Origin of the sequence: Niveispirillum sp. KHB5.9 (genome assembly GCF_048066115.1) — a bacterium.
In the GTDB taxonomy this organism is placed as follows: domain Bacteria; phylum Pseudomonadota; class Alphaproteobacteria; order Azospirillales; family Azospirillaceae; genus Niveispirillum.
Window position 1 is genome coordinate 33061 of record NZ_JBLTYX010000016.1, and the last position, 24763, is coordinate 57823.

Sequence of the window (24763 nt, forward strand, 5' to 3'; positions counted from 1 at the left end):
GGTTCAGTCCCCCAGCCGCCCGATGATGGCGACCGACGTGATGTTGCGGTTGGGCAGGCCGCCCAGATTATGGGTCAGGCCATAGCGCGGGTCGGGCAATTGCCGCTCCCCCGCGCGGCCCTGAAGCTGTAGGTAGATCTCATAGACCATGCGCAGGCCGGTGGCCCCGATCGGATGACCGAAACATTTCAGGCCGCCATCGATCTGGCAGGGGATTTTGCCATCGCGGTCGTAGAACCCGTCCATGACGTCGCGCACGGCACCACCCTCCGGCGACAGGCCCAGATCCTCCATCACCACCAGTTCGGTAACGGAGAAACAATCATGCACCTCGATCAGCGACAGCTCGGCGCGCGGGTCCCGTATCCCCGCCTCCTCATAGGCCCGCTTCGCCGCGATGCGGGTGGTCAGGGTGTAGGACCCATCCCAGGACCCGTGCGCCAGTTCCACCCCGTTGCTGGGTGCCAGCTGCAGTGCCTTCACCGTGACGGGGTTCATCTTGCCCAGCGATTTGGCGATTTCCGGTGTGGTGACGATGGCACAGGCCGCCCCGTCCGACACGCCGGCGCAATCGAACAGGCCCAGCGGATAGGCCACCATGCGGGCATCCAGCACCTGTTGCTTGGTGATCGGGTTGCGCAGATGCGCCTTGGGGTTGAGCGCGCCATTGGCATGGCTTTTCACCGAGATATGGGCCATGGCGCGCTTCAGGTCGGCCATGGGGGTGCCGGTGCGCGCAGCATAGGCGGCACCCAGTTGCGCGAAGCCGCCGGGTGCCGTGTTCTGCGGCAGCCAGAGATCCTCGAAGCTGCCCTTGGTGCGCTCCGGCAGGCCGCCGAAGCCGGTATCCTTCAGTTTCTCCACGCCCATGGCGATGGCGATGTCGCACGCCCCCGCCGCCACGGCATAGACGGCCCCGCGCAGCGCCTCCGTCCCCGTGGCGCACAGGTTTTCCACCCGTGTCACGGGGATGTTGGGCAGTCGTAAAGCCATGGACAGCGGCAGGGCCGACTTGCCCACCGATTGTTCATCGAAGAACACGCCCATCCAGCCGGCCTGGATCTCCGACTTGTCGATGCCGGCATCGGCAATGCATTCCTGGAACGCCTCCAGCATCAGATCATCCGGCCCGGCATCCCAGCGTTCGCCGAAGCGCGAACAGCCCATGCCGATGATCGCCACCTTGTCGCGGATACCCTTGGCCATGGTTCAGGCCTCCCTTTCATGTTCCGATGATCGGTACCGATCATCGGCCTCAGGCGCCGGCGTGCCAGGTCTCGCAAAGAGACCTGGCCTCATGTCTTCGCGGCGACGGCTGGCGTCGCCTTCCAGAAATACCGGCGGAAGCCGCGCTTCTCGTCATCATCCTTCAACCGGAAGACCAGCCGCACGGGCAGACCCACCGACAGCTGTCCCGCCTGGATATCGGTGAATTCCATCATCACGTTGGCGCCATTGGCGAACTGGACATTGCCATAGGCCAGCGGCGGGCAGGGGGTGAAACCCAGCCAATCCTCCGTGAAGGTTTTCACCGACGCGGGCTCGTCGGCCAGCCGCACCGGCTTTTGCGTGTCCACGGCGGCGCAGGCGGGGTTCACGCAGACGCGGGTGCGCGGGAACTGCACGCAATCACACGCGCCGCAGCGCCCGCCGGTCAGGCCGTTGATCATGTCGCGTTTGCGGAAGGCCACGGAATGGGCCGTGCGCTTGTCATGCTCCGCCCGCATGCCGAAATGGATATCGACCATGCCGGAAAAGGACAGGTGCTTCAGATAGTTGTTCTCCACCTGACGGCGCGCCAGCCATCCGGCCACCCCCGTGGCGGGGGCGAAATCGGCCAGCGCCGGAGTGGTACGCAGCAGGATGGCGTCCGCGCCCTGGCCGAACCCGACCAGCAGGATCACCCGCCCCGGCTGCGTGCGGCCCAGCAGGTTGGCCAGCATCAGCAACGGATGGGCGGCACCGGTATCCCCGACGCTGGCCCCCAGCGGGTCGACGACGCTGTCGGCGCGCAGACCGAGTTTGGCGGCGAGCGTCGCCTGGATCTTGGCGATGGTGCCGGGCAGGATGAAATGATCCACCTGTGTGGGTTCCAGCCCGGCTCTGGCCAGGGCACCCTTCACGGCGGCGGGCACGATCTTCAGATAGCCTTCATCCCGGCCCCAGCGTTCCTCCAGCACGTAATCCGCCGTCTCGCCCTCCGCCCGGTAATGGTCCACCAGATCGCGGAAGATGGCGTGTCCGGCCAGAAATTCGGCGATCACCGCCGCCCCGCTGCCCACACTGATGGCGGCGGCCCCATGGCCATAGGTGAAATCCTGCACGCTGCCCGGCCGGGCCAGCCGCCGGTCGGCTGCGACGATCAGGCTGCTTCCCGTCTGGTCGAAGGCGGACAGTAATGCGGTGGTGGCCGCCCGCAGGCTGCCCGTGGCGTCTGCCGGTCGCGTGGTCTCGTCCAGGCCCAGCGCATCGGCCAGCAGTCCGGCATTGGACCGGTCCTGGAAGGGCAGGGTGGTGGAGGCGAAGACCAGCCGCTCGGGTGCGGTGGGACGGGCGGCCAGCAGGTCGCGCGCCGCCTCCACCGCCATGGTCAAACTGTCCTCGTCCCAATTGGCGACGGCGCGCTCGCCCTTGGCATTGGCGGCAAGGTTGGGGTCCAGCCAGTTGAGTGCCTCGGCCATCGCCTTGCGCGACAGGCGCAGGCGGGGGATGTAGGCGCCGAAGCCGGTGATGCCGATGGGGGATTGGGTCACGGGAGTTGGACCTCTCGGATTGGGGTACCGTCGCTATCGCCCTCACTACCGTCACCCCGGCCTTCGCCGGGGTGACGGTAGAGTTTGGTTAGACCTCGGTGCCCAGACTTCTATGGGAGAGCCGGCAAGCGAGGGTCCCCTCACGCCGCCTCGACAAACCGCGCCAGCACCTGCGCCACCCGCAGATGGTCGGGCAGGTTCTCCGCCCCGATGCGGCGGTCCAGTTCCTCATGCCAGTGATAGATGCGGCGTTCCTGATAGTTCAGCGAAATGCCGGTGAAGCCGCCGCTTTCCACCGATTTCTGGATGCTGTCGGCGAACTGCGTATCCTCTTCCAGGATACGGTCGAAATTGGAGATGCGGGTGTCCCAGATCTCCGGACGCGGACCGTCACCCCAGTCGGGGGAGAACCAGCAGACCTCGATATACATGCGCCTGATATCGATCGGCCAGAACAGTATGAACGGCATGCCGGTGGGGGCCGGCGGCACCACGATGTTGGGATAGACATTGATCGACACATTGGCCGTGCGCGGGATTTCGCCCACGGTGGGGATGTCGGGCAGACCCTTGGTGCCGGGGTCCTGCCAGTCGGGGCGGCGGTTGGGGGTGACCATGCGCGAATGGCCGCCCGGCCACAGGGTCATGTGCGATCCGCGATGGTCCAGGAACCGGTCCACCGTGTTCTGGTGGATGGATTTCAGGTGATAGACCTCCAGGAACGCATCCAGCAGCACCTTGACATTGCATTCCACCACCACCCCATGCCGGTCGGCCAGGCGCAGATTTTGCGGCTGGAATTCCGACAGGTCGGGCACGACGGGGGCCAGATAGTCCATCAGCGGTCCGGCATCGGCGTCCATGTTGATGAAATGCCAGTTGCCGAAATTCTCGCACCGCACCTCGATCAGCGACTTGCACTTCATGTTCAGGCCGACGAAGTCGCGCTTGTCGCGCAGATTGATCAGGTCGCCCTTCAGATTATAGGTCCAGCCATGGTAGCCGCAGACCATGCCGCGGCCCTTGCCCTTGTCCTCCGTCACCACCGGCGCGCCGCGATGGCGGCAGGTATTATAAAAGCAGCGTACCCTGTTGTCGTCGCCGCGCACGAAGAACAGGGGGTCACCCAGCCGGTCCCATTTCAGGTACGACCCGATCTCCGGCACCTCGTCGCCATGGATCGCGTATATCCAAGTCTTACGCCACAGCGACTGCCGCTCCAGTTCATAGAAGTCCGGGTCGACATAGCGGCCGGCGGGGATTTCCGGCATTTCCGGGAAATCATCCGGCGGGCCCACACGCGTGGACTCATATTGCATGCCGGCCTTGATACGGTCGATCTCCAGGGCGTCCATGGTTCTTCTCCCCTCTCATCTCGATCGGATGGTGCCGGCTTGGCTGCCAGCTTCGTCTCTCTGATGCATATCTACCAGATCATTATGCATACAGAAAGTCGATAAATTGTGTACATCAAACGATGCGGGCATCCCGCAGCGCTTGGATGGCGTCGGTGCCATAGCCCAGTTCGGCCAGGATCGCGTCCGTCTGTTCCCCCACCAGGGGCGGGCGGGAACGGATGGTTCCAGGTGTCGCCGACAGGGTGACGGGCGGGCCGGCCACGGGGGCGGGGCGGGGCAGGCCCGGATAATCCACGGGCTGGAACAGGCCGGTGGCCCGTACCTGCTCATGGTCCAGCGCCTGTTGCGGTGACAGGACCGGCCCGCCGGGAATGCCGGCCGCCGCCAGCGCCGTCACCGCTTCATCCACCGTCCGTGTCGCGCACCAATCCGCCATGCGGGCGCACAGCACGGCGTTGTTGTCGCCGCGCGCCTGATCACCGGCAAAGCGCGGATCGGTCTTCCAATCCGGTTCCCCCACCATGTCGCACCAGCGCGCGAACAGGCCGTCACCCACCGTATGGATCAGGACATGACCATCCAGGGTGGTGAACACGTCCGACGGGGCCGATGTCTGCACCCGGTTGCCGGTGCCCACCCGGCCGATCCCCGTCACCGCCTGTTCGATCAGGAAGGCGTTGAACAGGGTCAGGCCGGTGGAGAGCAGGCTGGCCTGCACCGTCTGTCCCCGGCCCGATGCGCGCCTTTCCATCAACGCTGCCATGGCGCCCAGGGCCGCGAACATGCCCGTGCCGAAATCCACATAAGGGGCGCCGGCCTTCATCGGCTGTTCCGGCGTGCCGGAGAAATACATGGCACCCGACATGGCCTGTCCCACCCCGTCGAACCCGCCGCGTGCCGCCCAGGGGCCATCGGCACCAAAGCTGGAGATCAGCACGGGGATGATGTCGGGTTTGATGGCACGCAAGGAAGCCTCGTCCAGGCCCATGGCGACCAGGGAAGGCGGCGGCAGATTGGCCACCACGACATCGGCTGTGGCGACCAGCCTTCGCACCACCTCCCGCCCCTCCGGCTTGGTCGGGTTCAGGGTCAGGGAGCGTTTATTGACACCCATCTGCAGCCAGCCGGCCCCTTCGCCGGCCTCCGTCACGGGGGTGATGAACCGGTCCTCCCCCCCGCCCGGCCTTTCGATGCGGATCACCTCGGCGCCGAAATAGCCCAGCAGGGTGGCGCAATAGGGGCCGGCCACATAGCGGCCGAAATCCAGCACCCGCACCCCGTCCAGCACCTGTCCCACCGGTATTCCTCCCTGGCCGGGGCCGTCCCGGTCTGTTGCTCTGCATACAGAATATCGTCAGCGAGCATAAACCGGCAATGCCGCATAAACCTATGCTTCCTGCGGGTTTTCCCGGCATTGCACAAGAGCGTATGTCGCAGCGCAGCAAAAATAGGCGGCTTCGACTTTTTGATTTTACACAGAAATGGCCTTGTGTGTATATTTTTTGAAACAACACGACGTGATCAGCCGTTCACCCTCTCCTGTGAAGCGGGGAGGTACCGGGGCGATGGTCCCCCAGAAGAATCCCAAGCCGCCTGAAAGGTTCGATCCCTGATGAGCAAGGCCGACCAGTTCATCCATGCCACCACCCTGGGCGACCTGCTTCTGTCCGCAGCATACCGCTGGCCCGACACGGACGCGCTGATCTTCCCCATGGAGAAGCTGACCTATCGCGATCTGGCCAGCCGGGCCCTGCGCTATGCCAAGGGGCTGATGGCGCTTGGCGTGCGGCCGGGGGACCATGTCGGCGTGCTGCTGCCCTCCTGCATCGATTTCGTCGACGTCCTGTTCGGCGTGTCGCTGGCCGGTGCCGTGACCGTGCCGATCAATGCCCGGTACCGCGCGCACGAGCTGGCCTATGTGGTGGAAAACGCCGATCTGGTCACCATCGTCACCACCGAACAGGTGGCCGACCAGCTGAACTTCGTCGACCGCCTGTGCGAAGGGCTGGAGGGGCTGGCGACCCAAGCGGACCCGATGGACCTGCGCCTGCCCGGCTGCCCGCGCCTGCGGTCCATCGTGCTGCTGGGCGAAGGGGGGCGGGGCTTCACGGTGGAGGCCGCGCGGTTCGACGCGCTGGCCGGGACGGTGAGCGATGAGGCCGTGCATGAACGCCGCGCCTTCGCCCGCGTGCGTGATCCGGGCATCGTGCTCTACACCTCCGGCACCACGTCCAACCCCAAGGGCTGCCTGATCAGCCATGAGGCCATCGTGCGCACGTCGCAGGCCCTGGCCGAACGGTACGAGTTGACCGGCCGCGACCGGTTCTGGTCGCCGCTGCCCTTGTTCCATATCGCGGCCATCCTGCCGCTGGTGGCGATCTATGCGGTGGGCGGCACCTATCTCTCCATGCAGCATTTCGATGCCGGTGTGGCGCTGAAGATGCTGGAGACATACAAGGTCACCGCGACATATCCCTGCTTCGCGCCGATCATGGTGGACCTGATCCACCATCCCGATTTCGTGAAGACCGACCTGTCTTCGATGCGGCTGATGAATTCATCGCTGGCGGTGCAGACAGGGGCGATTAAGGAGATGCTGGCCAAGGCGATGCCCAACTGCATCCAGGTCGGCACCTATGGTCTGTCGGAAGCGGCGGGAACGGTCTGCACCAGCCGCCTGGACGATAGTTACGAGGTGCGGACGACCAGGCTGGGCCGGCCGCTGCCCGGTATCCAGGTGCGGATCGTCGATGCGCTGGGCAACGACCTGCCGGCGGGGCAGAAGGGGGAAATCCTGGTGCGCGGCCCCGGCCTGCTGGATGGGTACTATAAGGACCCTGTCAAGACGGCCGATGCCCTGCGCGACGGCTGGCTGCATTCCGGCGATGTCGGGTCGCTGGATGCGGATGGCAACATCATGTTCCACGGCCGCACCAAGGACATGCTGAAGGTCGGCGGGGAGAATGTCGCGGCGGCGGAGATCGAAGCCTATATCGGCGGGCACCCGGCGGTGAAGCTGTGCCAGGTGGTGGGCGTGCCCGACCCCCGCCTGACGGAGGTGGCGGCCGCCTTCATCGAACTGCATCCCGGTACCGGCCTGACGGCGCAGGAGGTGGTGGATTTCTGCCGGGGCAAAATCTCCAGCTTCAAGGTGCCGCGCCATGTGCGCTTCGTGACCGCCTGGCCGATGTCGGCCAGCAAGATACAGAAATACAAGCTGCGTCAGCAGCTGGAAGCGGAACTGGCCATCGGTGCGGTGGCATAGGGTACAAAACGGGTTCTGCCCTGGTGGGCCACATTTGCGTGCTAATGATAATTATGGAAATTACAAGGTCCTGGACCTCAGGATTTTCCCTTGGTTGCCGTCTTGGTCTCCGATCGGGTTTCCCCCAGCGGTACCACCGCCACGCAACCGGCCAGCAATCCCGCCAGTACCGTCGCCGCCACCAGGCGCATCATTGTCTTCCTCATTATCCTTCTCCCGGGTTGGTGCCTTGCCAGGCAACGTCCGCGGGAGGGAAACGTTGCGTGCGATGCATGCAGATCCCTTCCGCAGGGGTCACGACATTGAAGGGGCGAAAAACCACGCTAAGCGGACAAATGGAGAACATCAGGTCGTGAAGCGGTCTGACGGCGTTCTCAGCATCCTGTAGCCATCCTTGTCGAACTTTGCCGGTTCGGCCCAGAGATAGTCGCCGGCGCGTGCACCGCCACCGCCGCACCGCCGGTGCCACCGGCCCGGATCGTCCGCTCCTTCAACAGGCCGGCCGCTATCGGACCGGGTCGGCAAATCGACAGGCATCCGTCTCCTCAACCTCAGCATGTTGACGCACCTGGAGAAAGGTAAGGCCAGATGCGACGCCGCTTCAGCAAACTCTTGAACGTCTTATATTTTATTCCAAATAAAAGAGCATCCTAACATGAAAATTCGGATGGATCTTTTGCTATAAACAGGCGTTATGAACAGTTTATGCGCCATCTCACTCCTGTGAGCCATAAAAAATCATGAACAAATGGGCGCACCACTCGCCAGTAACATCAAGTGTTTCTTTGGATTCCCCGTAAAACATATTCCGGCAATATTAATGAATGTACATATCACCAATGACCCAGCCCGACACCGGTCAAGGAGGATGTCTTTCTCGCCGGCCTGGCCGGAAGTTGCGCCACAGGAAACCGACGGGCCGCAGAAACGGATAAAGCCAGGCCAAACCGGGGGGAAGCTTGAACAGTGCCATATCCCCGACACTGGTCCCCAAATCCCGCGACATGGCCGACAGGAAATCACCAAGACCGTCATGCAGGCGGTAATCCCGCCATTTATGCCCTAGACGGTGGATGAACCAGGTGGTGGTTTTGGGAGACGGTTCCATGCCCATGCCATAGACCATCATCATCCGCACCGGCCGGGCCGGAACGGCGCCTGCCACGGGAAAGGCCGGCAGCGGTCCGAACAGATGGCCGATCAGGGCCAGTGCCTGTCCGTGGGCGCGTTCGACCCGGTATTGCCGGGCCTGCTGTTGCAACATCTCCATCAAGCCGGGCTGCCGCAACAGCAGGGCCAGATCCAGCAGCCAGCGCAGCCGTTCCCAATCATGGCCATGGCCATGGACCAGGAGATAAAGGGCGAGATGCACTGGACCGATCGTCGGGATTGTCACCGGCCCCACCGTCAGGTCGCTGCGGTGCGACCACAGAATATCGAAATCGCCCGGCAGCCTTGTGCTCAGTTCGTACAGCCGGCGGTGAAGCTCGATGCGCTGGCCATGGCCGATGAAGGTCAGGTCGCGGATATGCTGGTTGCCCCCCTCCATGGCGGATAGCGGGGGGCCGTCGGGGTCCAGGGTATAACCCAGCTCCATGAGCAATTCAGCTGCCGCCATGAACCGGCCGGGCGGCACCAGCAGATCGATATCGCCCGCCGCCCGCCTGCAGGGGTCGCCATGCAGCAGCATGGAAAGAGCCACCCCCTTCACGACGATGACCGGCAGCCCGCGCTTCTGCGCCGCCCTGATGATGGCGGCCAGGGCAGCCACCTGCCGCAACCCCGCCCGAACCTGTGATTGCAATGCCGCCTTCACATCGGGCGACGCGCCTGGAACCCTGCCCAGAATATCCAGCAGCCGGTGCCGGCGGGCCATGGGGACAAGGGCAGAGGTATCCGTGATTTCCGGGGGGGCCGCCCCCTTCAGCTCACAGCCGATCAATCCGCACAGGGATTGGAAAGCATCATCCTCCCAGGATGCCGGACGCATCAATGGACTCCGTGACCGAGTATGCCCTGCTGTGCCATGCCTCATTGATTTGACAGGCGCCACCCCGGTATGGTGGCTTTCAGCATAGAGCGGTTGCAGGCGGGCGGATGCCACCATCAACCCGCCATCTCGTCAACCTGGGATTTTGTGCCTGATGCCCGCTCGCCGCAGGAATTTCAGCATCCTTGCTGGCCTGACCGTCACTTAGCTGTTCCTGGCCGGCTGCCAGCAGACGGTGGGAAGCTTCCCCGATGAGATGGCTCCCGGCAGCACCATCAACGCTACCGAGGGTTATCAGCTCGAACCCGGCAACCGTGTCCGCGTGACCGTGTTCAACGAACCGTCGCTGAGCGGCGATTTCACGCTGGACCCCGTCGGCAACATCAATATGCCCCCGGTCGGCAACGTCCCCTCCGCCGGCCTGACGGGCAAGCAGCTGGCGGTCCGTGTGGAGAAATATCTCTCCCGCAACCGGTTCGTGCAGACACCCAATGTCTCCGTGGAGTCCAGACCTTCCGCCCCTTCCATGTGATGGGAGAAGTCCGGCAGCCCGGTGAGTTCCAGTACAATTCCGGCATGACGGTGCTGAGCGCCATTGCCCAGGCCGGCGGCTATGATTACCGCGCCCGTATCGAGGAGGTTGTCCTGGTCCGCATGATCGATGGCAAGCAGGTCGAATACCGTGCCAATGAACGCACGCCGATCCTGCCGGGCGACATCATCAAGGTGCTGGAACGGCGCTTCTGACCGCCATGCATAGCCTTCGTCATGGACCCAACCCTTTGCTTGAGCCCATGGCTGAAAGCGTAAATTGGTTGAAAATGAATTTATCAAAGGTTGAAGCCATGCGTCTGGCCCGCACCTTCCTGCTGACGACCGCCCTGATGGCTTCAGCCATCGCGGTGCCGGTGCCGGCTTTCGCCCAGCAGCCGGGTTCCATTGCCGCCGCGATTGCAGCACTGCCCGTGCAACTCCGCTCTGCGGTACAGACCGGCAATGGCGGCCGCGTGCAGGAGCTCATCCAGACATTGTCGGGCGGCAACACGCAGCGTGCCGCCGCACTGGAGATTGTCCGCAGCACACCGGTCCAGACCAGTGCGCCAACCCAGACGGAAACCGTGGTGACGACCGCTGCCCGTATCTTCGTCAACCCGATCGCCATCCAGACCGCCCAGACCCAGGTGGCCGGTTATGCAAGCACCGCGGTGCAGGTGGCCCAGGCCACCGGCAACCCGACCGTCGCCACCCAGGCCGTCAGCGTCGCCGAACAGATTGTGAGCGTCAATCCGGCCCCCGCCGCATCGGTCGCGACCACCGTGACCCAGGTCGTCTCGAACCCCGTCGTCTATCAGACGGCGCCGGCCACCGCCGTGCAGGCCATAGCCAACTCCTACGGCACGGTGACGAGCCAGACCGCCGGCGGCAGCTGATGCCAATGGAACCGCAGAAGCGGGCGGGGCCTGACGGCCAGTTCCGCCTCTATCGCGGGACGATTGCCGGCCTGGGTCAGGATATCGATCTGGTGACCGGCATCGGCCAGGGCGGTGGCCCAGCCCCGGCCCACACCGGTTTCGGACGCAGGAATAGGCGGAGAGCAGGATGCGCATGCCTAGACCCGCCGCAGAAGGAAGGTCAGGTTGGTGGCGGCCAGTTCAGAGGGCGGCAAGTGGGCGAATTCGGCATGGAGGCGGATACGGGCCAGCTGTTCCAGTTCCCGCGGACCGCCACCGCTGATCCGCCATGCCAGCCGTTCGAACGGCAGCCCATCCAGCAGGCGCGCATGATCACCGGGACGCAGGCGGTTCAGCGGGGTGAAGCGGTTGTCGAACCAGCGGTTCCAGGTGGCGCTTGAATAACGCAGGAAATTGAAGCGCGACAGTTTGGGGTCCGCCAGGGCGTAGAGATCGTCGAGCCGGATCGTCGCCAGGTAGAGGCCGCCCGGCCGCAGACAGCGCGCCGCCTCCTCATGGATCGCCCGGACCGCCGGCGGTGGCGGATAGATAAGGACCTGGATGCAGGTCACCAGGTCGAACGCACCCGACGGCACCGCGTACGGCACCTGGACCGGCGCATGGTAGACCATGTCCTCATCCGCCAGCGGATCGGCCCCACCTCTCATGCCAACATCGGGATTGAGGGCTTGCGTATCGATGGCGGCCAGCCGGCGGGCGATCTCCGGCACCCTATCATGACACAGCAGGCGGGTAATGTCGGTCAGGACCTGGTGTCCCATGCCGTGGCGCCGGAAGGTCAGCGGCAGCACCGGCATCCAGCCGGCACCGATCTCCAGATGGGCCTTCACATCCGACGCCGCCACACCCCCCACATTGCGCAACAGCGACAGGTGATTGAGCGCCACGGCATGCTTGCTGTCGACATTGGGCAGGATATCGGACGTCCGCAGGACCGCCCGGGTCTGAAGGCGCTGGTAAAGGCCGGGTCCGAAGGGGATGGCCCCCAGCAGGTGCTGGACCGCAACCTTGGCCAGGAACCGGATCATCGTGCAACCCCTTCATTCACCATGCGGCAATCGACCGGCACCAGGTCGGCGGCCATGACCATGATATCATCGAACGCCTGCCACAAATCCCGTTCCTCAGGTTCCCAGGAATGTCCCCAGAGATGCAGCACCCTGCCCTGGCGGCGGGCACGGGCGAACAGCACCGCCATGGCCGCAAGGCCACCTGCCGACCGTAGATCACCAAGCACCCCCAGGCGGTCAATACCGCCACGGTGGCGCAGCCAGTTTCGCAGCAGGGCCTGATGCAGGGTGCCGCGCAGCCGGTCCACGAAGCGCGTGCGCTGGTCCTGGCTGAGGATGCTGCGGGCCGCGACCAGACCGGCGGCAGCGGTCACCAGCAACAGATAAAGCCCGAGGCCGGTCAGCAGGGCGCCCGCAGACGGAGAGGTCGCCCCACCGACCCCTACCAGATCCAGCACGGGCACCAGCAGCAGCAATCCCGCCCCTTCGGCCAGGGAAACCGCGGCGCCCAGGCCCAGCATGAGCGTCAGATCACGCCGGCCATAGGAGGCGGACAGCAGCGTCAGCAGGCGGCGCAGCGCCGGCAGCGGGATGGGCTGCGTTTCCTCTCCATCCCCGTCCCGTCCCCCATGCCACACCCTTCCGCCGTTCCGGCACCGGTCATTCAACAGGCTGCATCCCTGTCCCTCCCGACATCACGGGATATCCTGTATCCTCTTTTCCGACAAGGCGTTAGCGGATCATGGTGCCCTCTTCCGCCCTGTCTGTTCCGGACCTTGCCACGCCAGCGGACATCCGGCCTGATCCGTTTTCCCATTCGTCTCGAACCGCATTGCGCAGAACTTTTCCATGGTTTGCGTGAATGCCGCCTCTATGCTGTTATCGCGGCCTGGCGGGCGGGGGATCAGGTGGAAGACGGCGAATATGCGCGGCTGGCGGCTGTTGAGGATCGGATGTGGTGGTTCTTTGGCGCCCGCAGCCTGATGACATGGGCCTTGCGGGATGCCGGGCCGCCGCCGGGGCCGGTGCTTGACGCGGGCTGCGGCACCGGCGGGCTGTTGCAATGGCTGAGGGATGCCATGCCCGACCGGCTGTGCGTCGGGCTGGACATGGCGCCTGCCGCCCTGCACCACGCCAGGCGACGGGAGGGGGCTTGTCTGGTCGGCGGCTCCGTCAACAATCTGCCCTTCGCTAATGCCAGTCTGGCCGCCATCATGTCGGCAGATGTCCTCTGCCACCGGAACGTCGATCCGGGTGTCGCCTTGGCCGAAAGCGCGCGCACCCTGATGCCGGGCGGCGTCCTCATCCTGAACCTGCCAGCCTATGAATGGATGAAATCGACCCACGACCACAGAGTGCATAATATCCGCCGCTTCATCCGCCGCGACATTGCAGCGCTGCTGGCGCGATCTGGCCTGCTTCTGCGCCGTGCCACCTATTGGAATGCCTTCCTGTTGCCGCTGCTGGTACTCTGGCGCTTGGCGGGGTCCGCCAAGACCAGCGATGTCAGGCCATATCCCCCGATCATCGACCTTTGCCTGCGGCGACTGTTGGACCTTGAACGCTGGATCATCCGCTATGGTGGCGATTTTCCCCTGGGCAGCTCGATCCTGGCTGTGGCGGTGAAGCCGTGAGCGAGCGGTTCGGATTGTCCATCGTCGTGCCCGTCTATAACGGGGCCGCTTCCATCGGGTTGCTGGTCGAGGCGCTGGCCGGGCTGCCGGTTGCCGGTGGCCTGGAAATCATCCTGGTGAATGACGGCAGTTCCGACGGGTCGCTGGCCGTCTGCACGGCACTGGCCCGGTATTGTCCGGTGCCGCTGACGATCATCGATCTGGCACGCAATTTCGGTGAGCACAATGCGGTGATGGCCGGGCTGGCCCAGGCGCGCGGCGAGCATGTGATCACCATGGATGACGACCTCCAGAACCCACCGGAGGAGGTGGTCCGGCTGCATGAGGAGGCCCGCCGGACGGGTCACGACATCATCTACACCCATTTCGCGCAGAAGCGGCATGCGCCCTGGCGGAACCTAGGCAGCGGGTTCGCCAACTGGTGTGCCGACCGGCTGCTGGACAAGCCGGCCGGACTGTACCTGTCCAGTTTCCGGTGCCTGTCAGCCTTCGCTGTGCAGGCCATCCTGGCCTATCGCGGCCCGCATCCGCATGTCGACGGGCTGCTGTTGCAGGTCACCAACCGTATCGGCACGCTGCGCGTCGTACATCATGCCCGTGCGGCCGGCCGGTCCAACTACACATTGCGCCGTCTGGCGCGGCTGTGGGTGTCGCTAGTCATCAATTTCTCCGCAGCGCCGCTGCGTATCGGCATGGTACTGGGCCTGATCTCGGGTATTGCGGGATTGTTGACGGCGTTGGTGGGCGGAGGGCTGCCCGCGCTGCTGCTGATCCTCGCCGCCGCACAATTCTGTATGCTTGGCCTGATCGGGGAATATGTCGGCCGTTTGGCGGTGGCACTGGGCGGCAAACCACAATTCGTCGTGCGCTCCCAACTGCGCAGCCCCGGGCAGCCCCCGTCGGTATGAAGGTCGACCGAAGGGCAATCTTTCATACCGACGGTATCAAGCCATCGTGCAACAGGCGGTGACCGCAGCGATCACGCGGGAGACCTGCGGATCCGTCATCTGTGGGAACATCGGCAGCGAGAGGATGGTGGCGGCGGCCCGTTCGGTTTCCGGCAGGCCGCCGGGTCCCAGCGCAACCCGGTCCCGGTAGGCCGGCTGACTGTGGACCGGGCAGGGATAATGTATGCTGGTCAGCACGCCCCGGTCGCGCAATCGTGTCTGCACCATGTCGCGTGCCGGATGGGCGACGACATATTGGTGGAACACATGTTCCGTCTCCGGCCGACGCCAGGGCAGGGCCAGTCCGGGTACGTCCACCAACCCCGCGTCATAGGCGGCGGCGATGGCGCGCCGTCTTGTATTGTCCGCTTCCAGCCGGGGCAGTCTGACCCGCAATATCGCTGCCTGGATCTCGTCCAGACGGCTGTTGTATCCGGGCTGGCGGCTGCTGCGTGTCTCGTCCCAGCCATACTGGCGCAACGCACGCAGCGTTCGGGCCAGCCCGGCATCGTCCATGGCGATCACACCGCCATCGCCGATGCCACCCAGGTTCTTCGTGGGATAGAGGCTGTAGGCGGCCAGCGCGCCGAAACGCCCGACCGGCCGGCCGGCGAAGCGGGCGCCGTGAGCTTGGCTGCAATCCTCCAGTACCGCGATGCCGCGGTCGCGGGTGAACTGTTGCAACCGGTCCAGCGCCACCGGCTGGCCATAAAGATGCACCGGCACCACCACCTTCACCGGGAACAGCCGCAGCGTGGCATCCAGATGGTCCATGTCCATCCCATACCCCCGGTCGATATCGACCAGGACCGGCCGTGCCCCGGTCTGCTCAATGGCGGCGACGGTGGCCACGGCCGTATGGGACACCGTCGCAACCCAGTCGCCGGCCCCGACACCCAGCGCTTTCAGGCCCAGTACCAGGGCGTCGGTGCCGCTGGCCACGCCGACGGCACCGTCCGTTCCCAGCCAAGAGGCGAATTCCCGTTCGAAGGCGTCGACCTCCTCGCCCAGAATGTAGCGGCCGCTGGTCAGCACACGGGCAATGGCCTTGTCGATTTCCGCCCGCATCGCCTGGCAGGCGGCCCCTGGATCGGTTTGCGGGATCGGCAGGTCCATGGTGCTCCCCCGCTCAGACATATCCGGCATGGTGGCTGCGGAAATAGTCGAGGCTGCGCCGCAACCCGACCTCCAGCGGGACCGACGGGGTCCAGCCCGTCGCCGCACGGAACGCGCCGTCGTCAGCCTGGTAGTCGCCGATATGGATACGGGCCTGCTCGGGGGGGAAATCGGCTTCCATGAGGTTGCCGGACCCGTTGGCGGAGATCAGGAGACCCGCCAGCTCGGCCAGACTGATCGCCCGATCCCCGCCGATATTGAAGACCCCGCCCTCCACAGCCGGATTGTCGGCCGCCATCAGCAGGGCATCGACGCAATCATCGACATAGGTGAAGTCACGCAATTGCGCACCGCCCCAGACCGCCAGCGGATGACCCTCCAGCACCAGCCTTATCCAAAGTCCAAGGAAGGTCTGGTGGGCATCCCTGATGCGCATGCGCGGGCCGTAGGTGTTGGTCAGGCGCAGCACAATTGTGCGCAACCCGTACACGCGATGATAGAGCCGATGATACCATTCGGCCGCCATCTTGTTGATGCCATTGATGTCGACGGGATGTGGCGGATGCTTTTCATCAACGGGCAGGCTGTCGGGCCGACCATAAATCTGGCGGGTCGAGGAATAGACCAGTTTGACGCCGGGATTGTGGAGGCGGCAGGCCTCCAGCAACCGCAACTGCCCAGCACAATTGATATCCAGGTCGGTGAACGGATCGACCATGGATTCCAGGTGCGAGGTTTGGCCGGCAAGATTGAAGATGATCTCGCAATCCCGGACCAGATGATCGAGATGGCCGGCATGGCGCAGGTCGGCGATTTCAACGCGCAGACGATCCTCGATCCCGGCGATGTTGAGCGGGTTGGCCCCATGGGACGGCGTCAGATTGTCCAGGATCGTGACATTGGCGGCAAGATCGGCCAGCCGGTGCGCCAGGGTCGATCCGATGAAACCCATGCCCCCGGTGATCAGGACCTTGCGTCCCGCCCATCGGGTCGTGGCTGCGGCCGGTGTCACTACACGCCCCCTCATGAACCAGAAATCCCGTCCCCTCCGGCAACAGGGGCGCAACTTGCCACAACCCCGCCGGCCATTGTACCATATTCCGGCATGGATCATGATGTGGTGGTCCGCACGGACGATGCTTTCCAGGATGAAGCCTGACGAGATGCACAGGGGACGTTTCATGCCGACAACGGCACCGCCCCGGGCAAGGGCCGTCCTCCGATGACCGATGCAGGGGATGTGCTGACCCGTGTCGTTGCCGGCCGTACCGTGGCTGACAGCCTTCAACAGGCCGTGGCCGTGGGCGCCCTGCGTCCGCTGGATGAGGGTACCTGGCTGCGTCCCGATACCGATGGCACGCCGTCCGATTGGGTCCGGGAACATCGTGATGCCAGCCGGCATTGCCGCTTCTACATGGGCGTCATGTTCAATCACGTCTATGGCAAGCGTCAGGTGCCGGCCGGCTGCGCCACCTGCTTCAAGGTGAAGGTGGTGCCACGCAACCTGCGGGAGCTTGTGGCCCTGCGCGATGTCGGCCACGATCTGCCATATACGTACAAGTGCGGGCTGGATGCCGGGACCGCCCATACGTCCGGTCTCTATGGCGGCTATTTCTACGTGCATGGGCTGGATGCGGCGCGTGACGCCCATCGCGTGGTCCGGGAAGCGGTGGACGGGCATTCCGGGCTGGGCACCGACGTGACGGTGTTCATCAAGCGCGGCTGCACGGAGTATGAGATCCATTGCGGGCCTTCCGATCGCTTCACCTTCCAACCGGAACAGGCCGAACTGGAGGCGGCGGTCTTCGTCCATATACGCCTGGAACCATCGAAGCCGTACAGCCGCATCCGGGTGCAGCAGACCCTGGCCCATTGGATCAGGGAAGCCTATCGCCTTGGAGACGACAGCTATCTGGACTTCACCGGAGGGCGCCGGCTCTATCCCGCTGCCGTCCGGTACGACGCGCAACATTCATCAGAGGGCGGGGTGTCATGAGGGCCGGGTGGTTCCGTCGCGGCCTGGCCCTGCCGGCGGCCGAACGGCGGCTGGCCGTCGAGGCGTTCATCCTGCTGGCGGTCAGCCGTGTCATGCTGGCCCTGCTGCCCTTCCGGGTGGCCATGGACTGGCTGGGCCTGCGGTTGGTGCACGGGGCCGGGCCGGGGGAAGAGGGGAACGTGCCGGCACCCGTCGTTCCCCTGGTCGGGGAGGCGGTATGCCGTGCCGCCGCCATCGCGCCGTTCCGGGCCGTTTGCCTGCAGCAGGCGGTGACGGCCGCCCTCATGCTGCGCCGTCGCGGCCATGCGACCGAAGTCCATTTCGGTGTGGCGAAAGACGGGAACGGGAACATGATCGCGCATGCCTGGAGCCGGTGCCAGGGCCGGCTGGTCACCGGCGGGCGGCAGATGCCCCAATACCAACCGATTTCGGTGTTCGTCACATGACCTCCTCCTCTCCCGCAATGGAACAGCCGGCCGGGACGGGCCGGATGTTGCCGCATCATACGCAGACGGACTGGCTGCCTGCGGCGATGGCGGACGATCTGCTGGAATATGCCATCGCGAACGAGGGGCGGTTCCGGTCGGGTTCGATCCTGTACAACGGCGAGGTGGTGGTGGACGAGGCCATCCGGCAGGTATCGGTCCTGGACCATCTGGGGCCGTTCCAGGATCGTGTGGCGGCGGCCGCGCTGGCCGCCAAGCCCATGCTGGAGACGCTGTTCGGACTGCCGCCCTTCAAAGCCAGCCAGGTCGAAATTGAAATGGCGGCCCATGGCGACGGGGCCCATTTCCAACAGCATATCGACACGTTCGTTGTGGTGCACAACCGACCCAATCCCCGTGTCCTGACCCTTGTCCTCTATCTGCACCGCCGGCCGCGGGTCTTCACCGGCGGCGCCCTGCGCTTCCATGCCTTGGGCGGCACCGCCTCGCGGGACATCGCGCCCGACCACAACCGGCTGGCGGCCTTCCCGTCCATCGCCCCGCACTCGGTGCAGCTCCTGACCTGTCCAAGCAATGCTTTCGCCGACCGGCGGTTCGCCGTAAACATGTGGATACATCGGTGAGCGCCTGCTGATACATACAAAGGCATGCGTCAAGTTCCAACCCAGAAGGCAGACCCCTTGTCCGCGATGAATCCACAGACATTGACGCCAGACACAATGGTGGCGTGGCATCCCGAGCAGATCACGGCCGCGATCGACGGCGAGGTGATTGTGATGGGGTTGATCCGGGGCCAGTATGTCGGGCTTGACGATATCGGGTCGGTGCTGTGGAAACTTCTGGAACAGCCGCAGACGGTTCGTCAGCTTTGCGGGGAGTTGGGACGCCGGTACCGGGGCGACCCCGACGTGATCATCACCGACGTCCTGTTCTATCTGGACGAACTGCGGGGTCTGGACCTGATCCAAGTGGTTGACCCTACGGCCAACCCGTAAGGCGCGCAAGGCTGGCACCATGTATCCGCCATCGACACCCCCCCCGCCCGCCGAGGGCGAAGACCGCTTGTACTATGGCTTCCGGCTGCGGACGTCGGTGCCGCTGCCGTCCCTGCCGGCATTGGCGGGAGACGGTGTGCCGGATCTGACGCTGCGGCGCGGCGTGGTGCCGGACCGGTTGCCCGATGCCGTCTGGGCCAGCCCCTTCGTGGAGATCGCGATCGACGGGACCGTCCTGGTCCGCATACCCAATGTCGTGGGCTTCCTGGTCCGTGGTGGATGCCAGCTGATCCTGGACCAGGACAGCGATGCCGAAACAAGCGTCATCGAAACTTTCCTGTTCGGCGCGGTCGCCGGTGCCGTGCTGCATCAGCGCGGCATCCTGCCGCTGCATGCGAGCTGCGTGATGGTCGGCGATATCGCCGTTGCCATGGCCGGCGTCTCCGGCAGGGGGAAATCCACATTGGCCGGCATCATGTCGCTGCGCGGGCATGAGGTCGTCTGCGATGACATCTGCGCGATCGGCTTCCATGGCGGCAGGGCATTTGTCGCGCCCGGTCCGCCGCGTGTCCGGCTCTGGCCCGACGCGGCGGAATTGCTCGGCCTGTCGCATGACGGGTTGCAGACGGCGCGGCCCAACCACCCCAAGCGTGTCCTGGCCGCCCGTGGCACGGATGCGGCCACCAAGCCGCTGGGCGCCCTTGTCCGTCTCGGCATCGACCGGCGGCTGCAGGCACCCGTCATCCGTCGGCTGGCCGGCCCCGCTGCCATCACGCCGGTCGAGGAACTGGTGTATCGCGCCCGCCTGGGCCGCCGCCTGGATCGCCGGATCGGGCTTTTCCAGGATATGGCCCGGCTCGCGACCCTGGTTCCCATCTACCAGATGGTCCGGCCGGAAGGCATTGTCGATCCATCCCTGCTGGTCGACCTTGTGGCCTCGACAGTGGGGGGCGGGGGGCGGGACGGGGCCGATGGCTGAGGCGGGGACAATCGGCTGGATTGTTTCGTATCCGAAATCAGGAAATACCTGGTTGCGCCTGATGCTGCTGAGCCTGATGCGGGGCGGAGCGGCGGTTGATATAAACCGGTTGGGCAACGATGCCGGGCTGGCCAGTCAGTTCGAGATTGACGAGTTGCTCGTGGTGGAAGCGGGTGAGTTGTTCCCGCAGGAACAGATCGCCGTGCAGCCTGCCTTGAACCGGGCCATCGCCGCCGAAACGGGTGACGGGCTGAAGCTGCGCAAGGTTCATGACCGCTACTGGCGGACGCCTGCCGGCGAGGCGGTGTTTCCCGCCTCGGTCAGCCGGGGTGCCGTATACATGGTGCGTGATCCGCGCGACATCGCCATGTCCTTTGCCCATCATCGCGGTGAGACGACGGACCATATCATCACCATCATGGCCGATCCGACCGTGACCCTGTCGGCACCGCAGGAAAAGTACCGGCGGCAACTGGCACAGCCCCTGGGCAATTGGTCGGGCCATGTCGGATCCTGGCTGGAGCAGAAGGACATTCCCGTCCTGCTGCTGCGGTACGAGGACATGGTGTCCGACCCTGTACGGGGGCTACGGTTGGCGGCGGACCATCTGGGCATAACCCATGATGCAAGCAGCCTGAATGCGGCCGTCGATGCCACGCGGTTCGATCTGTTGCAGGCACAGGAACAGACGCATGGTTTCAGGGAGCGGCAGGAGGGTTCCACCGCACCCTTCTTCCGGCAGGGCATGGCCGGCGGCTGGCGCCATGAACTGACAGCGATACAGGCCGCACGCATCGTCGCCGATCACGGCCAGCGGATGCGACAGCTCGGCTATGATTGCGGGACCTGAAGGGTTGACAGTCGCCGGTGGCGTCCGCATGGCGGAAATCCCGTCGGCTGGTTAGGATGCGGGCCTTCACAGGTTTGGTGGGCTGAATGGATGCGGCGGAGGCGCCACGTGCGGCGCGGGGCGATGGGAAACGGGCGCTCGATCTTCTGCGCGACGGCGAACCGGGCTGGGCCATCCTCACCCTGGCGGCCGGACTTCCCGTCGCGCTGGCGGCATGGCTGCTGCTGGCACCGGGGCGTGTCGTCATGGAATTCGGCGTTACCGATTTCCTGTTCAACCTGGCGGGTGGCTGGCAGGTCCTGAACGGACGCATCCAGCATATCGATTTCCACGAACCGGTCGGCCCGGTCACATTCTGGCTGACCGCCCTGGGTTACCACGTGGTCGGCCCGACGCCGTTCGCCATGGTGGTCGGCGAGACCATCGCCTGCGCCATGCTGTCGGTGGCGGCAATGCTCGCCGCCGGGCGGAGATTGGCCCTGGTCCCGGCCGTGATCTTCGTGCTGTTCGCGGCCTTGCCGGCGATCATGCCATTCAACATGGGGGAGCGTCTCAACAGCTATTCCTTCGCCGTGGCCTACAACCGCTATGGGTGGGGAGCGATCGGCATCCTTGCACTGGTCCTGTTCATCCCGCCGCGCGGACGCCGGACCGGGGTCTGGCCTGATCTTCTGCTGGCCCTGCTGCTGCTGATCGCCTTGTTCTACACCAAGATCACCTATTTCCTGGTCGGGCTGGCAATGGTCGGTGTGGCGTTGCTGGTGGCCGGGCACGTGCGGGAAGCCCGCTCGGGCTGGGGTCTTGTGCTTGTCCTGGCGGTCGCCAATGCCCTGGCCCCCCACAGCCATCCCTATATCGCCGACATCCACAGGCACCTCTCATCCGGTGCCACACCCTTGGGTCCCGGCATGTTTCTGGGGGTCATTTTCAGCAACGGGCCGGAATGCAGCCTCTACGGCATGATGGCGGTCACCGCACTGATGCTGTGGCGCCATGGCCTGGTGCCCTTACGGGTGCCGGTCGCGATGGGCACCCTGCCCGTTGCCGGCCTCGCCCTGCTGTCGCTGAATACCCAGGTCCAGGGCCTGCCGCTGGGGGTGGTCGGCTTGTTTGTGCTCTATGTCGCGATAGCCGGCCAGATCGGGCCGGGCCGGGTCATACCGGCCACGCCGGTGCTGCTGGCGCTGTTGCTGACACCCGCGATGGCAAGCGGCACGATCGCTCTGAGCCTGGCAGGTTATTGGCGGCTGGCCTCACAACCGGCCGCATTGTGGCCTGTCGAACGTTCCAATCTGCGCGATCTGGCCTTGTCCGGTGCGGTCGCCTTCAACCCGACGCAATCGCGCTACATCTCTTCGCTGATCGAGATCACCGATCTGTTTGCCGCAACGGGGGCGGCCGGACGGATCCAACTCATAGACCGCGTCAATCCGCTGCCATTCATGCTGGGCGAGCCGCCGCCGCGGGGCGGTGACCTCTGGTGGGATTCCGACTTCCCGCTTCGTCCGCCGGCAGAAATCCTCGGTGATGCCGATCACGTGGTCCTGGCAAAGAAGCCGGCACGCCTGCTGCCGGCCGGCATCCACGCCCGCTACCTGCCCTATATCGAAGCCAATTTCCCCCATCGCATGGAAACCGCCAGTTGGATCGTCTACAGTCGCCTGCCCCCGCCACCATCGCGGTAATAGGGGGCCGGTTGCAGGGGCGCCGGCATTGCCCCGGATGCGCCCCTTTCCTGATGTGATCACGAAGGAATTCATTGGCGTTTGCCCCTGGCAGGCGCTATCCATTCAGTGTCGCTATACGGGAGAACCTCATGAACAATCAGGAAAGCGCCATCGTCGCTCTCCCCGCCGATCTGTCCGAGGCACCGGCCTGGAAGCGGCCCACCTTCACCATCCTGGATGTGGAATCGGGTACCGTCGCAACATCGGGTTCTGTTTCCGACGGCTCCGGCTCAACCAGTTGAGGGCTTCGTCCCGATTGTCGTCACCCATGCACGGTCATTCCGGACACGGATTGTCTGAGAATTTTTGCCTGCGGAGACGGCCTGGTCGATTGGGTTCGGCTACCCATGGTGCCGCGATGGCGGCCGGGGCCTCATGAACGGCTTCGCGGGCCAAGTGGTTTTCCGCCATGATGATGGCGGTATGCCCGCAGGTTTCCTGCCTATCCAGGGCGGGCGGGTGGGCGTGGCGTTCGCGGGAAGGCTGGACGGCCGACAGACGCTGGCATCCGGCCTGGACCTGTCCCCGGGCCATGGGTTTACCGACATCGAGCTTGTGGCGCGGGCGGTGGAACGATGGGGCGTGGATGTCCCGGGCCGCCTGCTGGGCGACTACGCGCTGGCCGTCTGGCACGGCGGCGAACGCCGGCTGATGCTGACCGGCGATGCCATGTCCATGCGCACCGTCTATTACTGGCGCGGCCCTGACCGCGTGCTGTTCGCGACCAGCCTGCGTGATTTGCTGGCCATGCCGGATGTGCCGCGGGTGATCGATGAACTGTTCGTGGCCGACCATATGGCCATGAATTACGGTGATGGCGACGCCACCTTCTATCGCGATATCCGCAAGGTCTGGCCCGGTACCAGCGTGCTGCTGACCGCACAGGGTACCGACCGTCGTGAGTTCCATCGTTTCGACCCCGAACGCCGCGTCTATCTGTCCAACGATGAGGACTATGTCGACCGCGCCCGCGAGTTGCTGGACCAGGCAGTGGCCGACCGCATGCGGGGGCAGAATGTCGCGATCACCGGCAGCGGCGGTCTGGACAGCGCCTGTCTGGCGGTTTCGGTCCTGCGCCATGCGCCCACGGTGCCTTTCCTGACGGCGGTGCCGGAGCCTGGGCTGCCCACCGCGCCGACCGATGGTTATGTCGACGAACGGCCCTATGTCGAGGCGCTGGCGGCAGCCTTCCCCGGCCTGCGGACGGAGTTCCTGCCGCCGCCCCCAGGGGCCGACTGGACTCCGGAGAACTGGTCCCTGATGTCCGCCGGCGTCACCCCCTATCGGATGGCCACCCATGTCGCCTGGCTGAACGAGCCGGCCCGCCGGGCGGCAGCTCTGGGGGCCACCCTCTATCTGACCGGGGCGGTTGGTAACCTTACCCTGACCTGGGACGGACTGCGCGGGTTGCCAAACATGTTCAGGCACGGACGCTGGCTGCGGTTGGCCTGGGAACTGGCGTTGACATCCCGGGGACATCCGCGCCGGCTGGCCAGCCTGACATGGTACAGCCTGTTCCAGCCGCTGCTGGGCGGACATCGGTTCAGCGAAGAGGATCTGTTGCCCACCTGTGCCCTCAACCCGGCGGTGCTGCGGCAGTACGGCATGGCGGATCGGCTGCGGCAGCGGAGCAGCGACCCCCGGTACATCCTGTCGTCGGACAGCCGACGCTTCCGCATCGCCGCCATTTGCCGCAACCGCGGGCGCCGGCCGGACGGCATGAACAGCCTGCGCACGTTCCAGGGGATCGACAACAGCGCGCCGTTGGCCGATCTGCGGCTGATCGAGTTCTGTCTTGCCATTCCGGATGACCAGTATCTGCGCAACGGCACCACCCGTTGGCTGTCACGTCGGCTGCTGCGTGCCGCTGGTGTGCCGGCTGTGATCACGGAGAACCGACGCCGGGGATACCAGCATCCAGAGTGGTTCGCCCATCTGAGCCGTGCACGCCCGTCCTTGCCGGCGCAGTTGGACCGTTTGCGGCGATCACCGACGGCCAGCCGTCTCATCGATCTGGACAGGCTTGAACGGCTGATCGCCGATTGGCCAGCGAATGCCGAAGCGGCCGAGGCCAAGCACCTCCACCTGCAGGTGATGCTGCAGGAGGCGTTGCATGTCGGCGCCTATGTCGCCTGGATTGAAGGGACCAATTGAGGATAGCCCATGCCTGTGGGCATGGCGTGGTGACCGCAAGTGAAGAGGCGATGATGGCTGTGCACGCGACA

The 24763-nt window shown here is 65.0% G+C and carries 26 protein-coding genes; 15 read left to right on the top strand and 11 right to left on the bottom strand.

Annotated elements, in window-relative coordinates; all coding sequences use genetic code 11:
- Positions 1 to 3 precede the first annotated feature (3 nt).
- From ACM9HJ_RS22215 to ACM9HJ_RS22230, 4 genes are all read right to left on the bottom strand, one after another.
- The gene (locus tag ACM9HJ_RS22215) at positions 4 to 1206 is read right to left on the bottom strand and encodes an acetyl-CoA acetyltransferase (protein ID WP_416573956.1); all 1203 of its coding nucleotides are present in this window, start codon (positions 1204 to 1206) and stop codon (positions 4 to 6) included.
- An 89-nt stretch (positions 1207 to 1295) separates the two neighbouring features.
- A complete protein-coding gene (locus ACM9HJ_RS22220) occupies positions 1296 to 2753 on the bottom strand; it encodes a 3-oxoacyl-[acyl-carrier-protein] synthase III C-terminal domain-containing protein (protein WP_416573957.1) in 1458 nt (485 codons plus the stop codon).
- Positions 2754 to 2893: 140 nt separating this feature from the next.
- Entirely contained in the window at positions 2894 to 4108 is a 1215-nt protein-coding gene (locus tag ACM9HJ_RS22225; RefSeq protein ID WP_416573958.1) for an aromatic ring-hydroxylating oxygenase subunit alpha, read from the bottom strand.
- Between the two features lie 115 nt (positions 4109 to 4223).
- Entirely contained in the window at positions 4224 to 5408 is a 1185-nt protein-coding gene (locus ACM9HJ_RS22230) for a CaiB/BaiF CoA transferase family protein (RefSeq protein WP_416573959.1), read from the bottom strand.
- Between the two features lie 315 nt (positions 5409 to 5723).
- On the opposite strand from ACM9HJ_RS22230, the gene ACM9HJ_RS22235 reads away from it, so the two are divergent.
- Positions 5724 to 7376 (top strand): class I adenylate-forming enzyme family protein, encoded by a 1653-nt coding sequence (locus tag ACM9HJ_RS22235; protein ID WP_416573960.1) that lies wholly within the window; start codon positions 5724 to 5726, stop codon positions 7374 to 7376.
- Between the two features lie 77 nt (positions 7377 to 7453).
- Here the strand turns inward: ACM9HJ_RS22235 and ACM9HJ_RS22240 are convergent, their stop codons facing one another.
- Positions 7454 to 7582: a hypothetical protein gene (locus tag ACM9HJ_RS22240; protein ID WP_416573961.1), complete on the bottom strand. Its 129-nt coding sequence runs from the start codon at positions 7580 to 7582 to the stop codon at positions 7454 to 7456.
- Between the two features lie 653 nt (positions 7583 to 8235).
- Positions 8236 to 9366: a nucleotidyltransferase family protein gene (locus tag ACM9HJ_RS22245; RefSeq protein ID WP_416573962.1), complete on the bottom strand. Its 1131-nt coding sequence runs from the start codon at positions 9364 to 9366 to the stop codon at positions 8236 to 8238.
- 256 nt (positions 9367 to 9622) lie between these two features.
- On the opposite strand from ACM9HJ_RS22245, the gene ACM9HJ_RS22250 reads away from it, so the two are divergent.
- From ACM9HJ_RS22250 to ACM9HJ_RS22260, 3 genes are all read left to right on the top strand, one after another.
- Complete coding sequence (locus ACM9HJ_RS22250; protein ID WP_416573963.1) at positions 9623 to 9898, top strand: polysaccharide biosynthesis/export family protein; 276 nt, start codon at positions 9623 to 9625, stop codon at positions 9896 to 9898.
- Positions 9898 to 10113 (top strand): SLBB domain-containing protein, encoded by a 216-nt coding sequence (locus ACM9HJ_RS22255; RefSeq protein ID WP_416573964.1) that lies wholly within the window; start codon positions 9898 to 9900, stop codon positions 10111 to 10113. Before ACM9HJ_RS22250 ends, ACM9HJ_RS22255 begins: the two co-directional genes overlap by 1 nt.
- Positions 10114 to 10187: 74 nt before the next feature.
- Positions 10188 to 10796 (top strand): hypothetical protein, encoded by a 609-nt coding sequence (locus tag ACM9HJ_RS22260; protein ID WP_416573965.1) that lies wholly within the window; start codon positions 10188 to 10190, stop codon positions 10794 to 10796.
- Here the strand turns inward: ACM9HJ_RS22260 and ACM9HJ_RS22265 are convergent.
- The 3 genes from ACM9HJ_RS22265 to ACM9HJ_RS22275 are packed head-to-tail and all read right to left on the bottom strand — an operon-like array spanning position 10757 to position 12516.
- Positions 10757 to 10930, bottom strand: a complete 174-nt coding sequence (locus tag ACM9HJ_RS22265; protein ID WP_416573966.1) for a hypothetical protein — start codon at positions 10928 to 10930, stop codon at positions 10757 to 10759. The two genes, ACM9HJ_RS22260 and ACM9HJ_RS22265, sit on opposite strands and share 40 nt — an antisense overlap.
- Positions 10931 to 10975: 45 nt before the next feature.
- On the bottom strand, positions 10976 to 11866 hold the full coding sequence (locus ACM9HJ_RS22270; RefSeq protein WP_416573967.1) for a class I SAM-dependent methyltransferase: 891 nt from the start codon (positions 11864 to 11866) through the stop codon (positions 10976 to 10978).
- Positions 11863 to 12516 (bottom strand): hypothetical protein, encoded by a 654-nt coding sequence (locus ACM9HJ_RS22275; RefSeq protein WP_416573968.1) that lies wholly within the window; start codon positions 12514 to 12516, stop codon positions 11863 to 11865. The genes ACM9HJ_RS22270 and ACM9HJ_RS22275 overlap by 4 nt, the downstream gene beginning before the upstream one ends.
- Positions 12517 to 12702: 186 nt before the next feature.
- On the opposite strand from ACM9HJ_RS22275, the gene ACM9HJ_RS22280 reads away from it, so the two are divergent.
- Both ACM9HJ_RS22280 and ACM9HJ_RS22285 read left to right on the top strand, forming a co-directional pair.
- Complete coding sequence (locus ACM9HJ_RS22280; RefSeq protein ID WP_416573969.1) at positions 12703 to 13482, top strand: class I SAM-dependent methyltransferase; 780 nt, start codon at positions 12703 to 12705, stop codon at positions 13480 to 13482.
- The gene (locus ACM9HJ_RS22285) at positions 13479 to 14390 is read left to right on the top strand and encodes a glycosyltransferase family 2 protein (RefSeq protein WP_416573970.1); all 912 of its coding nucleotides are present in this window, start codon (positions 13479 to 13481) and stop codon (positions 14388 to 14390) included. Before ACM9HJ_RS22280 ends, ACM9HJ_RS22285 begins: the two co-directional genes overlap by 4 nt.
- A gap of 36 nt (positions 14391 to 14426) precedes the next feature.
- On the opposite strand, the gene ACM9HJ_RS22290 is transcribed toward ACM9HJ_RS22285, so the two are convergent.
- Entirely contained in the window at positions 14427 to 15545 is a 1119-nt protein-coding gene (locus ACM9HJ_RS22290) for a DegT/DnrJ/EryC1/StrS family aminotransferase (protein ID WP_416573971.1), read from the bottom strand.
- 13 nt (positions 15546 to 15558) lie between these two features.
- Positions 15559 to 16572: an NAD-dependent epimerase/dehydratase family protein gene (locus tag ACM9HJ_RS22295; RefSeq protein ID WP_416573972.1), complete on the bottom strand. Its 1014-nt coding sequence runs from the start codon at positions 16570 to 16572 to the stop codon at positions 15559 to 15561.
- 195 nt (positions 16573 to 16767) lie between these two features.
- Between ACM9HJ_RS22295 and ACM9HJ_RS22300 the strand changes: the two genes are divergently transcribed.
- From ACM9HJ_RS22300 to ACM9HJ_RS22340, 9 genes are all read left to right on the top strand, one after another.
- Positions 16768 to 17541 (top strand): hypothetical protein, encoded by a 774-nt coding sequence (locus ACM9HJ_RS22300; RefSeq protein WP_416573973.1) that lies wholly within the window; start codon positions 16768 to 16770, stop codon positions 17539 to 17541.
- Complete coding sequence (locus ACM9HJ_RS22305; RefSeq protein WP_416573974.1) at positions 17538 to 17987, top strand: lasso peptide biosynthesis B2 protein; 450 nt, start codon at positions 17538 to 17540, stop codon at positions 17985 to 17987. The genes ACM9HJ_RS22300 and ACM9HJ_RS22305 overlap by 4 nt, the downstream gene beginning before the upstream one ends.
- 44 nt (positions 17988 to 18031) lie before the next feature.
- Complete coding sequence (locus ACM9HJ_RS22310; protein ID WP_416573975.1) at positions 18032 to 18610, top strand: 2OG-Fe(II) oxygenase; 579 nt, start codon at positions 18032 to 18034, stop codon at positions 18608 to 18610.
- Between the two features lie 153 nt (positions 18611 to 18763).
- Positions 18764 to 18982, top strand: coding sequence for a PqqD family protein (locus tag ACM9HJ_RS22315; protein WP_416573976.1), 219 nt, complete (start codon positions 18764 to 18766; stop codon positions 18980 to 18982).
- 67 nt (positions 18983 to 19049) lie between these two features.
- Complete coding sequence (locus ACM9HJ_RS22320) at positions 19050 to 19961, top strand: serine kinase (protein WP_416573977.1); 912 nt, start codon at positions 19050 to 19052, stop codon at positions 19959 to 19961.
- Positions 19954 to 20811: a sulfotransferase domain-containing protein gene (locus ACM9HJ_RS22325; protein ID WP_416573978.1), complete on the top strand. Its 858-nt coding sequence runs from the start codon at positions 19954 to 19956 to the stop codon at positions 20809 to 20811. The genes ACM9HJ_RS22320 and ACM9HJ_RS22325 overlap by 8 nt, the downstream gene beginning before the upstream one ends.
- 86 nt (positions 20812 to 20897) lie before the next feature.
- Positions 20898 to 22496 (top strand): hypothetical protein, encoded by a 1599-nt coding sequence (locus tag ACM9HJ_RS22330; protein WP_416573979.1) that lies wholly within the window; start codon positions 20898 to 20900, stop codon positions 22494 to 22496.
- 131 nt (positions 22497 to 22627) lie between these two features.
- Positions 22628 to 22780 (top strand): hypothetical protein, encoded by a 153-nt coding sequence (locus tag ACM9HJ_RS22335; protein ID WP_416573980.1) that lies wholly within the window; start codon positions 22628 to 22630, stop codon positions 22778 to 22780.
- A 181-nt stretch (positions 22781 to 22961) separates the two neighbouring features.
- Entirely contained in the window at positions 22962 to 24692 is a 1731-nt protein-coding gene (locus ACM9HJ_RS22340) for an asparagine synthase-related protein (RefSeq protein ID WP_416573981.1), read from the top strand.
- Positions 24693 to 24763 lie beyond the last annotated feature (71 nt).